The sequence below is a fragment of the Saccharopolyspora sp. SCSIO 74807 genome, assembly GCF_037023755.1.
Lineage (GTDB): Bacteria > Actinomycetota > Actinomycetes > Mycobacteriales > Pseudonocardiaceae > Saccharopolyspora_C > Saccharopolyspora_C galaxeae.
Window position 1 is genome coordinate 988704 of the sequence record NZ_CP146100.1, and the last position, 17360, is coordinate 1006063.

Below are 17360 nucleotides of genomic sequence, written 5' to 3' on the forward strand. Positions count from 1 at the left end.
GGACACCCCATGACCGTCCACACCAGACACCTCAGTCCGGAGCGGGGTTCGGAGACCGTGGAAACCGCCGTGCTCGTCGGCCTCGCGCTGGTACTGCTGGTCTCGGTCGTGCAGGCCGGATTGTGGTGGCACACCCGCACCCTGTGCCTGCACGCCGCCGCCACCGGCCTGCAAACCGCCCGCACCCTGCACGCCACCCCAGGATCCGGCCAGCGAGCCGCCGCCGAGTTCCTCAACCGCGCACCCAGCGCCGCCACCGACCCCGTCACTAGGGTCTCGGCCACCAGCAGCGACGTCGTCGTCGAAGTCTCCGCGACCGCACCCCGCGTGCTGCCGATCCCCGGCCTGGAGTTCCGCCTCACCCAAGCCGCCAGTGCTACCCGCGAAGCCTTCACCACCCCGGGAGGCACCCCATGAAATCCCCGGCAAGCGAGCGGGGTTCGGCCAGTATCGAACTGGCCGTGCTCACACCGGTCGTGCTGCTGGTGCTGGCGGTCGTCGTCGCCGCGGGACGCCTCGTGACCGCGCACGCGAGCCTGGACACCGCCACCGCCGCAGCCGCCCGCGCCGCCACCCTTGCCCGCACCGCACCGGCGGCCCAGGCGGCGGCGCACCGCGCCACCGAACACACCCTCGACCAATATGGCCTGCACTGCACCCAGCAGAAGACCACTGTGGACACTGGTGCCTTCACCACCGCACCGGGCCAGACCGCGACCGTGACGGTGACCGCCTCCTGCACTGTGCCACTGGCCGACCTCACGCCCGGGATGCCGGGCAGTGTGCGGCTTTCCAGCGAGTTCGCCAGCCCCCTGGACCCGTACCGGGAGCGCACATGACCACCAACCCGAACGAGCGCGAACGCGGGTCGATCACCTTGCTGGTCGCCGTGCTGCTGCCGTGCCTGCTGCTGGTGCTGGCATTGGTGGTCGACGGGGCCGACCGGATGCGCGCACTGGCCCGCGCCGACGCGGTTGCGGCCGAGGCCGCCCGCGCGGCCCTGACCGCTCTCGACACGCGCTCTGCTCAGATCACGCTCGACGCCGGACAGGCCCGCAACGCCGCGCAGGCCGCATTGACCGCTACCGGGCACCGCGGCGAGATACGCCTGGATGGTCGCATCGTGCAGGTGACCGTGGCGCATTCCGAACCCGCCGCCATCGGGCTGCTCGGGGCAACCCACGAGGTCACCGGGCGCGCGGACGCCGAACTCGGCATCGGCACCAGCACGCCGGGACGCGCGCCATGATCTCGACGGTTCTTCGCCGCGTGGCCGCCGTGCTCGGCATCCTGCTACTGGTCACCGTGATGCCCACGGTGCTGGTGCTCTGCACCCGGTGGTTCGACTGGCCCGAGCTCACCTGGCCACCACTACAGTCCGGATTCCTCGGCGAGTTCTCGCCCACGGATTTCCAAGCCTGGCTAGTGGCCACGTACCACGAAAGCCGCCTCAGCCTTGGTACGGAAGGGCTGCTGCTGGCGAGTGGCCTGCTGGCGCTCTGGGGAACCTGGCTAACGATGATCTGGTGTCTGGTCGCCGACACCGCGGCCGTGCTGCGGTTCGGCGCTCGTCGCCTGCGCGAGCACGGTCCCCACAGTGTCCGTGGCTGGGTCACCGCGCTGGTCACCAGCACCGTCCTCGTCGGTACGGCCGGTCCCAGCCTCGCCTCGACTCTCCCCGCACATCCGGTGGCGGCCAGTGCTCCCCGCCACCCCAGCGGCCCGCAACGCGCTCCCGAACCGCTGCGTGCCGCACCGGAGGCGGGCGGGCACCACGATGGTCCGCCTGCCTCCGGTCCCATGCTGCGCACCCACCGCGGCGATTCGCTGTGGGAGCTTGCGAAAATCCACCTCGGTGACGGGAATCGGTGGGGCGAGATCACCGATCTCAACCCGCATCTCTCGCCCGAGCCGCAGTTCCTCCGTGCCGGGGACTGGCTGCGGATGCCCGACGACGCCGTGCGCATCGAGCCCGCTCCCCTGCCCGACGGGGTCCGGTGGATCACCGTGACCGAGGGCGACACCCTCTCGGGCCTCGCCCAGCAGCACCTCGGCGACCCCGACCGGTGGGGCGAGATCTTCGACCTCAACCGTGGCCGTACCCAAGACGCCGACCGCACCCTGCGACGCCCCGGCTTCCTCATGCCTGGCTGGCGCCTCGCGATCCCACCTGCCCACGCCGAAACCGAGCGGTCTCCCGCACCGGCCGTGCCTGCGCCTGACATCCCGCAGCCGCCGCAGCAGCAGCCGCCGTCGCCGGACACCGCTAACAGCACTGAGGCTGAGGGGGCTGTCGGTCCTGCGATCACGCTGCCGACCGGTGGTCTGGTTGCGGCCGGCCTGGCCGTGGCGGTCGCACTCGGGATGGTTCTGCAACGTCGTCGACGCCGGCGCACCTACCTCCCCGGTAGCGGTGACCGCACTCCGCCGCCCGAGCCCGCGCCGGTGGTGCGCCACCTTCGGCTGGCCGAGGACCGCGCCGTCGTGACCGGCGAGGAACCCGACCTCGCCGAGCCGGTCACCGTGCACTCCGACGAGAACGACACCACCGGAGCCCAGCCGCATGCGAAGGCGGTCTCCGCACTCGCCATGGAGGTCGGTGTCGGCGACGGCCGGTCCCGCGCGCTCGACCTCGCCGCGCTCCACGGGCTGGGACTTACCGGAGCCGGCGCCGAAGCCACCGCCCGCGCACTGCTGGTGCACCTGCTCGGCACCACCCACGCCGCCGTGCTCATCCCCCAGCACGACGCCCGCGCCCTGATCGGCGACGACCCGCCCACCTCGGCCCGGCTGCACATCACCGGCGACCTCGACGAAGCCCTCGCGACGCTCGCCGACCGGTCCGACACCGACCAACGGCAGGACATCGCGCTGGTCGCCAGCCTCGACCACGTCCCTCAGCACCTGGCGACCGCGCTGGCCCCGAGCGGGATTGCGGGCATCCTGCTCGGCGACCACCCCACGGGCGCCACGGTGCGTGTGCGCGCCGACGGCCTCGTCACCGCCACCAGCCCCGCCCTGAACGAGCTGAACGGCACCCGGATGTTCCACCTCAACGCCACCGATACCCGCGACCTGATCGACCTGCTCACCGACACCGACGACACCGCTGAACCCACCGCCGTGGACCACGCCGTCTCCCCCGAACCCGGCAACCACGACGCCCCGACCGCGCCCGCGGGAAACGCTCAGCTCCCCACGCTGCCGGACAGCACGCCGATCAACGACGAACACGACGAGCCCGGCAGCGCCGATCAGGCTCCGGACACCGAGCCAGCCCCGGCCACCGACCATCCCGAAAGCTCGAACCGCCCCCTGCATCTCGCGGTGTTCGGCCCGCCCACGCTGACCTGGCACACCTCCCACGGCACCAGCCACGACCTCACCACCGCGCTCGCCCCAAAACACAAAGCGCTGCTGGTGTTCCTCGCCCTGCACCCCCGCGGGGCCTCCCGGGAAGCCATGCGCGACGCGCTCTGGCCCGACTCCCGGGGATCGCGGCCCTACAACGCCTTCTACGCCGCGCTGTCCCAACTCCGCAAAACCGTCACCGACGCCACCGACGAAGGGGCCGACGACCTCGTCCTCCACGACGACGAGACCGTCACCCTCAACCCGAACCTCGTCACCGTCGACTACTGGCAGTTCGACCAGGCCGAGCAAGACCAACGCCGCGCGGCCCCCAAGCAACAACGGCTCGACGCCTGCTCCCGCATCATCGCGCTCTACCGCGGTCACCTCGCCGCCGGCCACTCAACGCTCTGGCTCGACGCGCCCCGCGAAGCCACCCACCGCACCACCATCGACGCCGTCACCACGCTGGCCGACCACTACCGGACCAGCGATCCACAACGACGGCTCCAACTCCTCGAACACGCCAGAACGTTGAGCCCGGAAAACGAACACCTCTACCGCGACATCATTCGAACCCAGGCCCAACTCGGACACACCGATGCCATCCCTCGCACCCTTCACCTTCTCACCCACACCCTCGCCAACATCGGCGAACGCCCCGAGGCCACTACCCTCACTCTCGCCCGCACGCTCCAAACCACACCGCCCACACCCACCAAAACCCGGCAGTGCGATCAGTAAGTCCTCAACGGCCCCACCAACGCAGGCAGTACCGGCGGAGGGGCCAGCAGACAAAGGATCCCCTCGGCGGGAGAAGCCGAGGGGTTCCTGACAATGCCCGGAAACAGGTTGCTACTAGTATCCTGACGTCGACACACTAACGCAGAGAACCGCGAGTTCCTGCGGGCCGCACCCTCCCGCCCTCCACGCCTAAGACAGCAGCTGAAGCCTCACGGTTTCGCCACCGCGGACACCGGCCCGCCATGGGCTTGCCTGACGCTCTCCCGCGCCGCCACCGAGAGCATCTCCCTGGTACCTGCGCGCCTACTCATCTACCTACTCATGCGCCCACTCATGCGCTCACTCATCTACCCGATAAGCAGGAAGCCCCCTCGCGCGACGTTGTCGCAGGTCAGCGCGCCGCTGGCCCTTCCTGAATCTACCCAGCCTCGGTACCCCACGGGAATTTGTTGACGACTGGGAGGGAATATGAGGGAGCGGAACAATAAACAGTGCGGGCAATCATGTGCACCAATGAGCTCTGATTGGAGAGACCAGAACTTCACCTGCGAAGGTTCTGTCCATCGATTCCTTTTAGCCGGTTCTCGGTTGATCACTTCATTCACCTCGCTCCTCGCTCGGCAGGTGCAAGCGCCAGCAGTTCGATTCAATTTGTTGATCATTTTCACTACACCAACATCCTTCGTAGGGTTGACAAATTGGATACGTTCAGTACTTCCGCCATCAGTCAACGATGCGCATCTCTGTCAATAAGTCGAACAGGCGTCAAGCGATCCGCGCGCACCTTGCGCCTGCCACAAAGGTGAGCCAGGCAAGGCGGGCGTCCTTCACTTCCGCAGCTTCCCGCCTTCCCGCGCACGCGCACCCGCGCGTAAGGCGTCGGACACCCCCTTCTCTGCCGCCGAGTGACGCTGTCTGCGCCTTGCAGCCACACGGACGGCAAGCGGCACCGAAAGGCTCCAACGCCGCACAGCGGGACGCTGAACTGGCCTTTCGCGGAAATATAACGGCGAGATAACGGACGCTCGCCACCCCTTGCGGAGTGTCCTGTTTAGGTGTGTAATAGACACATCAGCAGGACAGACCGAAGAGGAAGCGATGAGGACCGGGGCACGGCGTCCCTGCGAGTCGCCTTCCGCGGAGGAACGGCCGGCTGAGACCAGAGAAGTCCCCGTAAAGCGCGGGCAACGGCTTGGGCCGTGCGGACAGCAGCGAACCCGTGCAGAGCGGAATGGTGAACGACGCGTAGCCAAACGCTCATTCCTTCCTGGGATGTGTAGTAACTGCGCTTGCAGCGCCATTCGTATAGCTCTTGCTCAAAGCGGAGAAGCGCGCACAAATGGCATTCCTGCCCGGAGTGCCCCCAAGATAACTTCATGGTGGTCTAGCACCGAAAGACGTCACGATGCGTGGGCGTTCGGGCTGTTTTAGGCGGTTGCCGACATTGGACGATTCACGGCTGGAGAATGTCACTCTCGCCCGTCCATAGCACGCTAATCCTTACGGGCATGGTTCCCTGCATCGTGCGCTAGACACAACGGAATTCCCACGTTCGGCACCGTGGAGAGATTCAGGGAATGTGCTGTCAGCGGCGACATGTGCCCGTGTGCGATGCGTATTGCACGGACTCAGGATGCGTCCCCTTTGCGACATCCGCGCATGGCACGTGTCGCCGTCTGACACCAGCTCACAACTGGCCTGAATCACTGGAGACATGCCCAACGGAAACGAAAGGAAGTGTCCGAAGTGAGCCGTAAGGACTTTGTCGCCATTGCCGAGTCCGTTCGCGAGTCTGTGTCCACAGATGACGATCGGAAAGAACTGGCAGACCGGCTCGCGAACTACTTTGCGAGTGTCAATCCCCGATTCGACCGGGACCGTTTTTTCGCCGCGTGCGGACTCTGACCATTCCGCCACTGGCCACGATTCACGCAAGCGACAGCCCGCAGCATAGAGAGGTGCGTCATGGACGAGATCAAGGTTCAGCTTTCCGATGATGCCGCGCGGTGGTTCGGCCAGAACTACCGATACACCGAATGGGACGCTGACGATTTCGCACGCGATCACGACTGGTCCGGTTTCGATTTCGTTACCGGTTCCGATGGGGAACCCCTGGTTGTCCCGGGCGAGTACGTGTTCGGGCACCTGTGCTCTCACCTGCTGGAGGCGTCGAACGCGCAGGCTGCAGCCGCGATCATGAAAGAGGCCGCACCCGGGAAGGCATCCGAGTTCCACGGGGTGTTGGCCTACGACTACGCGGACAAGGCCGCACGGGAGGCCGCCGAACGCATCGGCGCTTTCCTGGCTGGCTATCCGGTCCTCAACGATGAGGACTTCGACCAGCGGGAGCGGGACGCGGCGATCTCGGCGCTGACCGACTGCTACGACGTGCCCGACGAGATCGCCGGCGACGTCGCCGCGGCCCTGTCCGACGACGGACAGAGCCTGTGTACCGACTGCAGTAGCTGGGACCTCGACCGGATCAGGGAACACCTGGGCTACCGCGAGTGCGCCGAGTGCGACGGGTACATCAAGACCAGCCACGATCAGCCGCTGCACTACGAGTGCGCGGAGTTCTACGAAGAAGCGGACTGCGAGTGCGTCTCCCTCCTCGTCGATACCCACCGACACAACGGTGTCGTGACGACGTGGGCAGACGTGCGGGAAACACTGCGCGGCTGCGAACACTGCTACTCGCAGGTTCTTCCCTACGGGAAAACCGCCTGACACACCCAGTTTCGCGCGAGCCATCTTCGTTTGATTGTGAGGGTCATGGAATGTTGTACGCGGTCGCCATTGATGCCCAGCACGCCAGGAGCGGAAAGCCCCGTCGGGGCTTTCTGGTCTACGCGGCGACGGGCGAGGTTCGCGGGTTCGCCGACGGTCGCTACCGCGGTTCCGCCGCGCTGCGTGCTGTCGAGAAAGCGACCGGCGAGGCCGTCAGGGAACTGTGTTCTCTTCGGGTCACGCCTGCCGAATACCGGGAAGCAATGCGGCAACCGGTCCAGTTCTGATGTCCTTTCGCCTGTCCGCAGAGGCTAGCGGGGGTGCAGCTCCCCCGACAGGCGCCACGTCCCGCAATCGCACGGTGTAGGTGAACGCTGATTTCGCCTACACCGTGCGGCGGAACGAATCCAGTTCATTGATCACACCGAAGCACCCGCACTCTTTTGGGGAGGTATTCGCATGTCCAGCAAAGAGAAGTTGGCGTTTGTCGTTCAGATCGAAGAGCGCTACGACATACGGCGGGTTGTCGCAAAGGTGTGCCGGGTGACGACGTCCGGCGAGTTGCGGCGTCCCTCGTTCGGTAGTGGCGATATGGGCGCGCACCTTGCGGATTTCGAGGTGTCCGCCTACCTCGATCGCGACAACGAGCGCGCCTGGTGCCCCGGGCACTACTTCGACCCGTTCCGGGTTGATCTGGACTAGGCGGAATCCATCGTCAAGGTTCTCCGCAAGCTCCAGAAGGGCATGGACAAAGCCACTCGGGAGCACGGCTACCTTGCCGCGGACGACTTCGCCGGCTACCTGTTCCGCATCGCGGCGATCCTGGGAGTCCGGATCTACTACGTCCGCAACTCCGACCGCGGCCGGGAGATGACCGGCGAGACCTTCCGCCACGCAGACGCGGCCAGCGTCCAAGTGTGGATCGGGAGAAATAGTTGTGCAAGCCGCGTGAGGTGAGGTCATGAGCGGGAACATGGTCACCCCTGCGGTACTGGACTGCGGGCACGCCCCGACGCCCCTGGGCTCCGCAACATCGGGGATCGGTGCCCCGGGCTTCGCAAAGAAGGCCGGCACCGGGGACACGATGTGCTACCCGTGCGCCGACGAGCACGAGCGCGCGGTGATGCGCACGTCCCGGTGCGTGGTCGCCTACATCTCCGGCGACGCTTCCACGGTCACGACCTGGATCGGGGGCACGTTGGCCGCCGTCGACCCGGCCGACCGGCGGCAGCGCGGCCAACGCCAGTACACGCCGTCCGGCGGGTCTTGGACCCGCCACGTCTGGCACGCCACCGACCCGCACGGCGGACGGTGGTACGGCGTCAACGACGGCCCCAGGATGGCCGTGCGCCTGCGCCGAGTGCGCGCCTGAACCTGGCAGAGCGACAACCGAGCGCCCGGTACTGGCTACCGCCGCGCCACGCTGCCCGCGCCACGCGCGGGCAGCGGTCCCGTCGTTCGCCCGGACCGTCGCCCCGATCTCCGCGCATAGCCCGCTCGGCTGATCGCGGCGGCTCGTTCCCACCCCTCTCGGTACTCGACGAATCGAGGTCACCCATGTCTGTTGTCAAGGTCTACGACCGTTTGGACCTCTCCCGCGTGCAGCTGGATGGCGTGCTGCGCGTGGCCTCGCGCCGCGCGGACGCGGTCCAGGTCGCAAAGGACCACCGTCTCCCCGTCCAGTCCGTCACCCGGGCACACGACCGGTTCGGGTTCTGGTTCTACGTGTTCCAGCTCCGGGGCGATCCCGTGTGGGGCACGGTCACGCTCGCCGGAACCGAACCCGGCTTCAACAACGCGGTACGGCTGCCCGTCCGGCAACTGCAGACCGGCACCCAAGCGATGCCGCTACATGAAATGGCCGCGTTGCTGGCCGCCGTCGACGAGGACTACCCGGCCTGCACCGTGACCGGACACCTCGCGGCTGCCCTGACCAAGATCCTCGATCTGTGGGCCGACGCACGCCGCAACGGCCGCCGCGAGATCGACCTCCGCGACCTCGACCGCGCCGTGGCCAGCGAGTTCGCCCCGGCCGTGCACGCCTGGCGCATGAACGGCGCCGGCCCCCGGGTGGTCGGGATGGCCTGGGACGACACGCCCTAAGACACCTCGTTGCCTCCCGCTCCGGTGCGCGGCCACCCGATGCGCACCGGAGCGGCCCTCTCGCGCCCTTTTCCCATCGCCCCACCGAAAGCAAGGACCCTGCGATGAACAACCACGACAACGCGGCCGACATGGTGGCCGAAGCTGACCGCGAGCGCGCCCGCGCGGATGCGGGCGAAGGACTCGCCCGGCTCCGCGGAGCCAGCCTTGACGAACTGGCCAGCCTCGCCGGGGAACTTCGGTGCCAGGTCGACGATCTCACCGACGACGCGCACAGCTCGAATCCGATACCGCCGGACAGGCTGCGGAACGTCACCGCCCGCCTGAGCCGGCTTGCGGACACGCTCTCCCGCGCCGCGCGGGGATACGCGGGTGCCCGCGCGACCGACATGGCCTATCCGCGGGTCTTCGAGGACCTGGACGAGCATGGCTGGACCGCGCGGCCGGACCGGGACCTGGACGGCACCCTGCCACCGATCCCGATCAGCGAACTGGGCGACAACCACCGCGGCTATCGGCGGGGCTGGCGCCGCGGTGACCAGACGATCACGCTGTGGTTCACCGGTCCCTACTCGCTGGCCTACGGCGCCGCGAGCGGGCACGGGCGGCTGTGGACCGTGCAGGAGGTCAAGGCGGTCATCACCTCGGCGCCGACGCCGATCCGCGAGGCGAACGCGGAATCCCGCAGGAGTTCGGCCGTGTCGTTCGGGGCCACCTACGACCAGGTGGCCGACCACATGCGGGCCGCCGGCTGGGGCGCCCCGGTCGAGGAGCATCCCTGCGACCGTCGCGGCATCCGTCGCCCCGACGGCACCGGGACCAGTGGCGTTTGGGAAAGCCCCAGTGTTTACGGGTTCCGTGTGTATGCCTGGGGAGTTGGTGACGAGCCCGCTCACGTCTGGTACTGGGCGGGCACCCTCGCGACCCTGGATGCCCTCCGCCGGCTCACCGACCGCCACTGACGGCAGGCGACTCTTGGCGACCATCCCGCCCGCCGCATCCCCTAGTCCTTTTCGGACTTTGAGATGCGGCGGGCGTTCCTCTTTCCCACGCGACGAAATCTGAGTTTCCGAGAGGAGGCGGGACCATGTATGCGACGAGCCCAGACCGACCCAGACTTGCCGATTATGACGTCATTCTCGTGAATTCGAGTGCGGGTAAGGACTCGCAAGCCATGTTGGACGAGGTGTGCGTCCGAGCGGAGAAGGCGGCGGTGCTTGACCGTGTCACGGTGTTGCATTGCGCGCTGGGTCATGTGGAGTGGCCGGGAACCGCCGCGCTCGCGCGGCTCCAGGCGGAGCACTACGGCGTGCGCTACGAGGAGCGGCACCGTGAACGCGGCTTACTCCTTGATCAGGTGCGGCAGCGGGGCCGTTGGCCGTCGTCAGCGGCTCGTTACTGCACCTCGGACCAGAAACGCGGTCCCGCGCGCAAGCTGATCACGGAACTCGTCGCCGAACTTGGCCCGCTCCACCGTCCCGCGCGGGTGTTGAACTGCATGGGACTCCGCGCGGAGGAATCCCGGGCACGGCTGAAGAAAGTCCGTCTCAGCCGGGACGAGGCAGCGAGCAGCGGGAAGCGCATCGTGGATACCTGGCTTCCGATCCATGAGTGGACGGAAACCGAGGTGTGGCAACGCATCGACGCCAGCGGTGTGTCGTATCACCCGGCCTACGACGAGGGCATGACCCGCCTGTCGTGTTCGCTGTGCGTGCTCGCGAGCCGCGCGGACCTGATCCGTGCCGCGCGGCTCCGTCCCGCGCTGGCCGCCGAGTACGCGGACGTGGAAGCCGAGATCGGGCACAGGTTCCGAAACGACCTGTCCATGACCGACATCATCGCGGCGGCACGCGCGGAATCCGGCCAGACACCCGCACGCTGCGCGACCGATCGCCCGGTCCGTCGGGCTGCCTGACACCAGAACGGCAGCACGACCGCACGCATCCGCTCTTCGGTCAGCGCTTCTGGTTTTCCCTCGCTGAAAGGGGTTTTGCATGTCTGTGTTCCAGTTGAGCAAGGCGCACATCGATGGACTGGTCAACGCGGGAATCCAACTTTCCGTGATCGATGTGGACGAGGCGAACGACACCGGTCGGATGCTGCTGGAGCAGCACTACCGCAGTGTCGGTTTCCTGCTCGACGACGAGCCGCCTCCCCGCTATGCGGTCAAGATCGGACCGTTCCTGTTCCACGTGGTCGCCATCCTCAACCTCGTCGCGTGCTACGAGTACCAAACGTGCGAAGGCCGGGGCTGGGACACGAGCCCAGCGCGGGAATGGTGCCGACGGTTGCGTGACGAAGCCCTACGTCGATTGCCAGAAGCTGCCAAGCAGGTCACGCGCATCGCGGGGATCGAGCGCCCCGTGTACAAGACGCTGTCGGTCTGGGAGGACACCCCGTGGGGCATCGCGTCTCTCGACGAGGTCCCGGATGCCGGTGATGGCGAGATCGTCATTCCCGTGATCCGGCGAGGATTTCCCGTCGACATTCTCACGGAGCCGGGGGGTTCCTTCTCTAACGGTGGACTGTCCTCCCGTGCCCGGAGCGTGGTGATCGTCGACATCGACGGCGAACGGGTTCCCGAGTTCGCACGCATCCGGGAGCCGAGCGATGACGCCCCGGCGGTGTCGCTGCGGTTCGAGTACGGCCGGTACGTCGGGCGCCCCACGGATGACCCGGACCGGTGGTTCATGGCCTCCGGTGCCTTCCTGCACACCGGCGATTCCCGGTGGGGCGAGTTGATCGGCCACTCGTTGCCGATCCCGCTGCACGACCGCACCGAGTAGACGCACAACTCGGTACGCGCGTCCCCTCTTTCCTTCCCCTGTGCGGGCCGCGCCGACACGGTTCTCCGGTTGGCGCGGCCCGCTTTTCGCGTCATGACAAGGAGCACTCATCATGAACCCTCTCGCTGCTCGCGCATTTCTGCTCCGGGCCACCGAGCCGCCGGCTCCTGCGGTCGACGCCTTCGTGGCCGCCCACGGCCCCGTGGAGGCGGTCGAGCGCATCCAGACCGGAGCCGCCGCACCTCGATCCGTCCTGCACGAGATCCGCGACCCCGAGCCCCGGATCGACGAGGACCTGGCCGCGATCGATGCCGACCGGTTCCGACTGCTGACGCCGGAAGATCCCGACTGGCCGCACGGCGCGCTGCGCGGCCTGACCGAACACGGCCTCGGCGCACCGTTGGGGCTATGGGTTCGGGGGTCCGCCAGTCTCGCGGCGAGTACCCGCTCGGCGGTGTCGGTGGTGGGCGCCCGCGCCGCTTCCGAGTACGGCGAGCACGTCGCCACCACGCTCGGCAACGACCTCGCCGCGGCCGACGTCACGGTTCTGGCCAGTGGCGCCTACGGCGTCGACGGCGCGGCCCACCGTGGTGCGCTGCTCGGCTCCGCGCCCCCGATCGCGGTGCTGGCCTGCGGCACCGATATCGCCTACCCGCAAGGCCACGCCTCGTTGCTGGAATCGATCGCCCACAGCGGCCTGCTGATCAGCGAATACCCGCCCGGTACGAAGCCCATCCGCGCCCGTTTCGCCGCCCGGGGCCGGCTGCTGGCCGCCCTCGGGGTGGCCACCGTCGTCGTGGAAGCCGGGAAACGCAGCAATGCTCTCCCGATCGCGCACACCGCCGCGGCGATGGGCCGCCACGTCTACGGTGTGCCCGGACCGATCACCTCCGCCACCTCGGCCGGTGTGATCGACCTGTTGCGCACCGGAGTGGCCACCCCGATCGCCGCTACCGAGCACATCATCTGCCAGGAGGGCATCCGATGACCGAGCACACCGAGCTGGCCGCGGACGTCGCGGACGCGGTAGACGCGCTCGGACTCCCGTCGGACTGGGGCGTGCGGGTGGAGATCCGGCCGCGACGCCGCACGCTCGGGTTGGAACTCAAGCCCGGCGAACCGGTGAAGGTCCTGGTACCGCTCCACACCACCCCGGACCGGGTCGCGGACTTCGTCCGCACCCATCGGGGGTGGCTGGCGAGGAAGATCCCCGAAGCGCGGCAGCTTGCTCCGGAGTTCGCGGTCAAGGAGTTCGTCAACGGCGAGGGCTTCGCACTTCTCGGCCGGTCCTACCGGCTGCGGGTCACCGAGGACGGCCCGTCGGCACGGATCGAGCGCAGGCCCCATGCGTGCGGCTCCGACCTGTTCCTGTGCGTCCGGCGCGACCGTCCGGAGGCGATGCGCACCGCGGTGATCAACCTGTACTGCGACCGTGGCGTGGCCTGGGCCAGGCGGCGGGGCGAGCAGTACGAACGCCGCGGCGGCATCCAGGACTTGGACTACGAGGTGCGCGACCTCGGCCGTCGCCGCTGGGGCGCCTACAGCCCGACGAAACACCTGGTCAGCCTCCACTGGCCGCTGTTCGGGCTCCCGCGCGAGCTGATCGAGTACGTGCTCGTGCACGAACTCGCCCATGCCACCCGCCCACCGGGCCGCAAGCACGGGAACGGCTGGCAACGCCAGATGAACCTGTGGCTGCCCGACTGGCGCCGACGCAAAGCCGATCTCGCCCAAGCTGGGCGTCGCGCGTGGATGGGCGACTACTACCAGCACTGATCCGTTGTGGGGGCCGTCGCGACGACCGACGGCCCCACAACCCCCACGCTCACGAAGTGGGCACCTCCCGCTCGCGTACCGAGGCCGACCCCACTGACACGAACGTCCTACACAGGAGCGTGATAGACATGTGTGGTAGACAGGCCACAGCAACAGGGTGTCGCTCACCAGGAGCGATCACGGCACACGGAGGCGTCGACGTGACCCAACCGGACGGAACGCCCGATGAGGTCCTTCAACTGCGCTCGGCCCGAGCCAAGCTCGAAAACATCAAGACCGAGCTGAAAGAGGCGCGCGAGGAGCAAGCCCGGATCGAGGACAAGATCAACGGCTTGCTCGCCCAGCAACGGGAAGCCCGCAAGGAGCGCAACGACGCGGTACTGGCCGCAGACGCAGCCAAGATTCCCCGGCTGACGATCTCCAAGGAGGTCGGTATGCAGCGCAGCAACGTCTACAAGCTCCTGGACGAAGGAAACACCTCCGGCTCATAGGACGAGCGCTGGCCGGGTACGGGATTACGGGGCTGGGTTGACGGTCCTGGGCAGATCCCCTGTTTTGAGTGCCGCGTAGGCGGGCCGCACTCTGATCTACAGCAAAGTGCTCCAATAGCTCCAGAATGCTTGAAGGATGAGCCCGGCGATGGCGATGTACCACACGGTGAGGAACACGGTGTGGTACTGGGCGAGCTTGTTGGCCACTTTCTTGATGATTGACGGTCCCGGTAGGTGGTGCTCAGCCGTGTGCAGGGTGGTGTACCAGAAGATCGGAATGGTGACGGCCCAGACGATCATGCAGTAGGGGCAGAGGGCGCCGATGGTGTACAGGCTGTGCGCGATCAGCCAGTGCACGAACACGATCCCGAACACGGTGCCGGCTTGGAGTCCGAGCCAGAACCAGCGCGGGAAGCGCGCACCACCCAGGCAGGCCACGCCGATGGTGGTGACGATGGCGAACCCGCCGATGCCGATCAGCGGGTTGGGGACGCCGAAGGCTTCTGCCTGCGGGGTGTTCATGACCGACCCGCAGGACAGGATCGGGTTGATGCTGCACGTCGGCGTGTAGGTGGCGTCCTTGAGAAGCGCGATCTTCTCGACGGCGAGAATGAACGCGGCGAGGAAACCGATGCCCCCGCCAATCGCGAGGATGTACGGCAACGCGCGTGTGGCAGCGGGGTTCACGCTTCGCTGGGTTGGAGCCGCAGCGGCGGTTGTGGGCGATGTCGTGGGCATCAGCGTGCTCCTACCGCGCGAGAGCAGCGTCGATCTGGGCCTTCAGCTGCTCGTAACTGGGCATGGACGGCAGTTGCTGGCCGTTGAGGAACAGCGTGGGAGTGCCTTCCACCCCCAGGGTTGCGCCGTCGTTCATGTCGCGTTTGACCCTGTCCACAGTGGCGGGATCATTCACGGTCTGCTGGAAACGCTGGATGTCGAGCCCGAGTTCGCGGGCATAGCCGATGAACTTCTCGGCTTGCGAGGTCTGCTGGTGGCTCCACTGGTCCTGGGTCTCGTACATCTTGCGGTACATGGGCTCCAGCGCCCCTTGCTGAGCTGCCGCCTCCACGGCCAGGGCCGCGGTTCCGGAATTCGGATGACCCGGCAACGGGAAGTAGCGGACGACGAACGTGACGCGGTCCCCGTACTCGGCGCGGAGCCGTTCGATCACCGGGAACATCGCCTTGCACGCTTCGCACTCGAAGTCCAGGAACTCCACCACCGTCACCTTGCCGTCCGCGGCGGTGGACAGGCGGTGGCTGTCTGGGCGCACGAGCACGTCAGCCGGCGCAGTGGCGCTCGGCTGTCCGCCAGGCGCCGCAGGTGAAGGACCCTTGCTGGTCCAGGCCAGCAGTCCGCCGAGGCCGATCACAGCGGCGACCACGATCGCCAGGGTGATCTTGAGATTGGTTGTCATGCCCTTGTTCTCGCGATTCTGTCGTCGTGTCGGTGTCGTGCGGTTGCCTTGATCACGGTGCCCAGCTGAGGACGCATGCCAGGGTCAACACCGCGGTCGGGCCGAGCGCGATGGCCACTGCGATCGCCGGGGACAGCAGCAGCACCGGACGCCCAGTGCGGGTGACCGGCGCGGGGTGCAGGAGGTAGGTCATGCGGGTCGTGAGATCGCCGCCGGTAGCCCCCAGGGCGGCGCCAGGAACCGCGTGATCGACCATGCGCAGCAGGGCTCGCGCCACGGTGCCACGGCCGCAGCGTGTCCCCGCCCGTTCGTCGGCGAGCCGTTCAACAAGGAGTTCCACCTGCTGGGGCAGCGCGCGAAACAGCGGCACGACCGGCAATGCCCTCGCCAGCCCGCGGGCCAGGGTGAGCAGGGCGTGGTGGTGACCGGCCAGGTGCGCACGCTCATGCGCGAGCATCGCGTCGAGTTCACGGGCACTGAGGGTGTCCCGTGCGCCGGTGCTGAGAACGATCCGCGACGGCGAGCCGGCCAGGCAGTAGCAGACCGGCCGGGCGTACGGGACGAGGATGGTCCCGCTTCCGGGATCGACGCGGCCCACCTCGGCGAGCTCGGCACGGTGGTCGTGGGACGCCTGCCGTGTGCGGTGAACGTGTGCGGCGAGAACGACGCAGGTATAGCCGGTCAGTCCGGTAGCGAGCACGGCGGAGCCCAGCGAGATCAACCCCGGCCGATGGAGCAGCCCGACGCAGCCAGCGAGAAACGACGTCAAGCCCTGGGGCTGAACGGAAAACACGTCGACGCGCGGGGCCACCAGGGTCACGGGACCGGCGACCGCGAGCATCGTCAGCACCGCGCCCGCGGCTCCGAACCACGCGACCAGGCCCAGGCGGGGCGAAGCCAGCAGACCGCGCTGCCTGTGCAGCAAACTCGGTGCGACGGTGGCGACGAGCGCCGCACCACAGAGCAGACCGACGGCAGGCGAGGTCACGAGTCCGCCCCCTCTTCGTCCTCGGAGTCGAGGAGTTGCCGCAGGGCGGCGAGATCGGCGTCAGTGATCTTGCCGACGAAATGCAGCAACGCAGCTGAGCGATCACCACCGTTGTCCAGCGCGTGCGCCATGACCTCGGCGGTGTGCGCCTCCCGCGAATCGCTCGGCCGGTAGACAAAGGCACGGCCGACCAGTCGCCGCTGGACGAGGTTCTTCTTGAACAGCGCGTCCAGGACGGTCAGCACGGTGTTGTACGCTAGTTCCCGGCTTGCGTTCAGCCTCTGCTGGACCTCACGAACCGTCAGTTCCTCGTCGGCTGCCCAGAGCACGTCCAGGACGGCCGCCTGCAGATCACCATTACGTGCTTTCACCGGCGTTTCCTCCTCGCCTCGCCGCACACCCCGACATGGCCAGGGCACGGAAGATCACTCCTCGCGTCCCAACCGACGCAGGCTGACGACAACACCGGCGATCAGCAGAATGACCACCAGGGCACCTCCAGCCCACAGCAGCCACGCACCGCTGGACTGTTCCTCGGTGCCGGTCGCGGACGGCGGCGGAGACGCGTTTACGCCCGGCGCAGCGGTCGACGGCGGGGTGCTCGCGCTGATCGTGAATTGGATTTGCCCGGCGACGGGATGGCCATCCGCGGAGACAATGCGGTAAGCGATCGTGTACCCGCCGTTGCTCAGGCTGGGCAGGGGCTGAACGACCTGGTTGTTCTCGACAGCCGGAGCAGGCAGGGACGGGTGGCCTCCGTCCTGGTCCGTCACAGCGACGGTGACGAACTGGGGATTCACTGGGTCACTGAACGTCAGTCGGGCTTGCGCGGGCGGCTGCTGCAGCGTGGCTCCGCCGACCGGGTCGCTGCCCGTGAGTTCAGCATGCGCCCAGGCGTGGGGTTGGGCGAGCAACGCCCCGACCAGCATCAGGACGGCGACCGTCACGACCCGGCGCGGCGACGACCACCGGCGAGA

General features: G+C 67.7%; 21 protein-coding genes. 16 read left to right on the forward strand and 5 right to left on the reverse strand.

Annotated elements, in window-relative coordinates:
* The first annotated feature begins 9 nt into the window (after nucleotides 1-9).
* From V1457_RS04315 to V1457_RS04390, 16 genes are all read left to right on the forward strand, one after another.
* On the forward strand, nucleotides 10-417 hold the full coding sequence (locus tag V1457_RS04315; RefSeq protein WP_338600516.1) for a TadE/TadG family type IV pilus assembly protein: 408 nt from the start codon (nucleotides 10-12) through the stop codon (nucleotides 415-417).
* Nucleotides 414-839, forward strand: a complete 426-nt coding sequence (locus V1457_RS04320; protein ID WP_338600519.1) for a TadE/TadG family type IV pilus assembly protein — start codon at nucleotides 414-416, stop codon at nucleotides 837-839. Before V1457_RS04315 ends, V1457_RS04320 begins: the two co-directional genes overlap by 4 nt.
* Nucleotides 836-1249: a hypothetical protein gene (locus V1457_RS04325; RefSeq protein ID WP_338600522.1), complete on the forward strand. Its 414-nt coding sequence runs from the start codon at nucleotides 836-838 to the stop codon at nucleotides 1247-1249. The genes V1457_RS04320 and V1457_RS04325 overlap by 4 nt, the downstream gene beginning before the upstream one ends.
* Nucleotides 1246-4095, forward strand: a complete 2850-nt coding sequence (locus V1457_RS04330; RefSeq protein WP_338600525.1) for a LysM peptidoglycan-binding domain-containing protein — start codon at nucleotides 1246-1248, stop codon at nucleotides 4093-4095. Before V1457_RS04325 ends, V1457_RS04330 begins: the two co-directional genes overlap by 4 nt.
* A 1965-nt stretch (nucleotides 4096-6060) precedes the next feature.
* Nucleotides 6061-6822 (forward strand): hypothetical protein, encoded by a 762-nt coding sequence (locus V1457_RS04335; protein ID WP_338600528.1) that lies wholly within the window; start codon nucleotides 6061-6063, stop codon nucleotides 6820-6822.
* Nucleotides 6823-6872: 50 nt separating this feature from the next.
* Nucleotides 6873-7109, forward strand: coding sequence for a hypothetical protein (locus V1457_RS04340; protein WP_338600530.1), 237 nt, complete (start codon nucleotides 6873-6875; stop codon nucleotides 7107-7109).
* Between the two features lie 172 nt (nucleotides 7110-7281).
* On the forward strand, nucleotides 7282-7524 hold the full coding sequence (locus V1457_RS04345; protein WP_338600533.1) for a hypothetical protein: 243 nt from the start codon (nucleotides 7282-7284) through the stop codon (nucleotides 7522-7524).
* 42 nt (nucleotides 7525-7566) lie between these two features.
* On the forward strand, nucleotides 7567-7779 hold the full coding sequence (locus V1457_RS04350) for a hypothetical protein (RefSeq protein WP_338600537.1): 213 nt from the start codon (nucleotides 7567-7569) through the stop codon (nucleotides 7777-7779).
* Between the two features lie 4 nt (nucleotides 7780-7783).
* Nucleotides 7784-8194: a hypothetical protein gene (locus V1457_RS04355; RefSeq protein ID WP_338600540.1), complete on the forward strand. Its 411-nt coding sequence runs from the start codon at nucleotides 7784-7786 to the stop codon at nucleotides 8192-8194.
* A gap of 185 nt (nucleotides 8195-8379) precedes the next feature.
* Complete coding sequence (locus V1457_RS04360; RefSeq protein WP_338600543.1) at nucleotides 8380-8925, forward strand: hypothetical protein; 546 nt, start codon at nucleotides 8380-8382, stop codon at nucleotides 8923-8925.
* A gap of 104 nt (nucleotides 8926-9029) precedes the next feature.
* A complete protein-coding gene (locus V1457_RS04365) occupies nucleotides 9030-9887 on the forward strand; it encodes a hypothetical protein (protein ID WP_338600546.1) in 858 nt (285 codons plus the stop codon).
* Between the two features lie 125 nt (nucleotides 9888-10012).
* Nucleotides 10013-10840 carry a phosphoadenosine phosphosulfate reductase family protein gene (locus tag V1457_RS04370; protein ID WP_338600549.1) on the forward strand — a complete coding sequence of 276 codons (828 nt, stop codon included), beginning with the start codon at nucleotides 10013-10015 and terminating at the stop codon, nucleotides 10838-10840.
* Between the two features lie 79 nt (nucleotides 10841-10919).
* Nucleotides 10920-11711 carry a hypothetical protein gene (locus V1457_RS04375; protein WP_338600552.1) on the forward strand — a complete coding sequence of 264 codons (792 nt, stop codon included), beginning with the start codon at nucleotides 10920-10922 and terminating at the stop codon, nucleotides 11709-11711.
* Nucleotides 11712-11823: 112 nt separating this feature from the next.
* On the forward strand, nucleotides 11824-12699 hold the full coding sequence (locus V1457_RS04380) for a DNA-processing protein DprA (RefSeq protein ID WP_338600554.1): 876 nt from the start codon (nucleotides 11824-11826) through the stop codon (nucleotides 12697-12699).
* Nucleotides 12696-13487 carry a YgjP-like metallopeptidase domain-containing protein gene (locus V1457_RS04385; protein WP_338600557.1) on the forward strand — a complete coding sequence of 264 codons (792 nt, stop codon included), beginning with the start codon at nucleotides 12696-12698 and terminating at the stop codon, nucleotides 13485-13487. Before V1457_RS04380 ends, V1457_RS04385 begins: the two co-directional genes overlap by 4 nt.
* Nucleotides 13488-13687: 200 nt before the next feature.
* Complete coding sequence (locus V1457_RS04390) at nucleotides 13688-13978, forward strand: hypothetical protein (protein ID WP_338600560.1); 291 nt, start codon at nucleotides 13688-13690, stop codon at nucleotides 13976-13978.
* A 96-nt stretch (nucleotides 13979-14074) separates the two neighbouring features.
* Here the strand turns inward: V1457_RS04390 and V1457_RS04395 are convergent, their stop codons facing one another.
* The 5 genes from V1457_RS04395 to V1457_RS04415 are packed head-to-tail and all read right to left on the reverse strand — an operon-like array spanning nucleotide 14075 to nucleotide 17330.
* Nucleotides 14075-14716: a vitamin K epoxide reductase family protein gene (locus V1457_RS04395; protein ID WP_338600564.1), complete on the reverse strand. Its 642-nt coding sequence runs from the start codon at nucleotides 14714-14716 to the stop codon at nucleotides 14075-14077.
* Nucleotides 14717-14726: 10 nt separating this feature from the next.
* A complete protein-coding gene (locus V1457_RS04400; RefSeq protein ID WP_338600567.1) occupies nucleotides 14727-15395 on the reverse strand; it encodes a thioredoxin domain-containing protein in 669 nt (222 codons plus the stop codon).
* A 52-nt stretch (nucleotides 15396-15447) separates the two neighbouring features.
* Nucleotides 15448-16383 carry a M56 family metallopeptidase gene (locus V1457_RS04405; protein ID WP_338600570.1) on the reverse strand — a complete coding sequence of 312 codons (936 nt, stop codon included), beginning with the start codon at nucleotides 16381-16383 and terminating at the stop codon, nucleotides 15448-15450.
* Entirely contained in the window at nucleotides 16380-16754 is a 375-nt protein-coding gene (locus tag V1457_RS04410) for a BlaI/MecI/CopY family transcriptional regulator (protein ID WP_338600573.1), read from the reverse strand. The genes V1457_RS04405 and V1457_RS04410 overlap by 4 nt, the downstream gene beginning before the upstream one ends.
* A 54-nt stretch (nucleotides 16755-16808) precedes the next feature.
* A complete protein-coding gene (locus V1457_RS04415; RefSeq protein ID WP_338600576.1) occupies nucleotides 16809-17330 on the reverse strand; it encodes a copper resistance CopC family protein in 522 nt (173 codons plus the stop codon).
* Between the last annotated feature and the right edge of the window lie 30 nt (nucleotides 17331-17360).

Coding starts and splice junctions, on each gene's coding strand:
- V1457_RS04325 (WP_338600522.1), top strand. CDS start 836: ATGACCACCAACCCGAACGAGCGCGAACGCGGGTCGATCACCTTGCTG.
- V1457_RS04355 (WP_338600540.1), top strand. CDS start 7,784: ATGAGCGGGAACATGGTCACCCCTGCGGTACTGGACTGCGGGCACGCC.
- V1457_RS04315 (WP_338600516.1), top strand. CDS start 10: ATGACCGTCCACACCAGACACCTCAGTCCGGAGCGGGGTTCGGAGACC.
- V1457_RS04400 (WP_338600567.1), bottom strand. CDS start 15,395: ATGACAACCAATCTCAAGATCACCCTGGCGATCGTGGTCGCCGCTGTG.
- V1457_RS04385 (WP_338600557.1), top strand. CDS start 12,696: ATGACCGAGCACACCGAGCTGGCCGCGGACGTCGCGGACGCGGTAGAC.
- V1457_RS04350 (WP_338600537.1), top strand. CDS start 7,567: ATGGACAAAGCCACTCGGGAGCACGGCTACCTTGCCGCGGACGACTTC.
- V1457_RS04330 (WP_338600525.1), top strand. CDS start 1,246: ATGATCTCGACGGTTCTTCGCCGCGTGGCCGCCGTGCTCGGCATCCTG.
- V1457_RS04370 (WP_338600549.1), top strand. CDS start 10,013: ATGTATGCGACGAGCCCAGACCGACCCAGACTTGCCGATTATGACGTC.
- V1457_RS04375 (WP_338600552.1), top strand. CDS start 10,920: ATGTCTGTGTTCCAGTTGAGCAAGGCGCACATCGATGGACTGGTCAAC.
- V1457_RS04365 (WP_338600546.1), top strand. CDS start 9,030: ATGAACAACCACGACAACGCGGCCGACATGGTGGCCGAAGCTGACCGC.
- V1457_RS04345 (WP_338600533.1), top strand. CDS start 7,282: ATGTCCAGCAAAGAGAAGTTGGCGTTTGTCGTTCAGATCGAAGAGCGC.
- V1457_RS04380 (WP_338600554.1), top strand. CDS start 11,824: ATGAACCCTCTCGCTGCTCGCGCATTTCTGCTCCGGGCCACCGAGCCG.
- V1457_RS04360 (WP_338600543.1), top strand. CDS start 8,380: ATGTCTGTTGTCAAGGTCTACGACCGTTTGGACCTCTCCCGCGTGCAG.
- V1457_RS04320 (WP_338600519.1), top strand. CDS start 414: ATGAAATCCCCGGCAAGCGAGCGGGGTTCGGCCAGTATCGAACTGGCC.
- V1457_RS04395 (WP_338600564.1), bottom strand. CDS start 14,716: ATGCCCACGACATCGCCCACAACCGCCGCTGCGGCTCCAACCCAGCGA.
- V1457_RS04335 (WP_338600528.1), top strand. CDS start 6,061: ATGGACGAGATCAAGGTTCAGCTTTCCGATGATGCCGCGCGGTGGTTC.
- V1457_RS04340 (WP_338600530.1), top strand. CDS start 6,873: ATGTTGTACGCGGTCGCCATTGATGCCCAGCACGCCAGGAGCGGAAAG.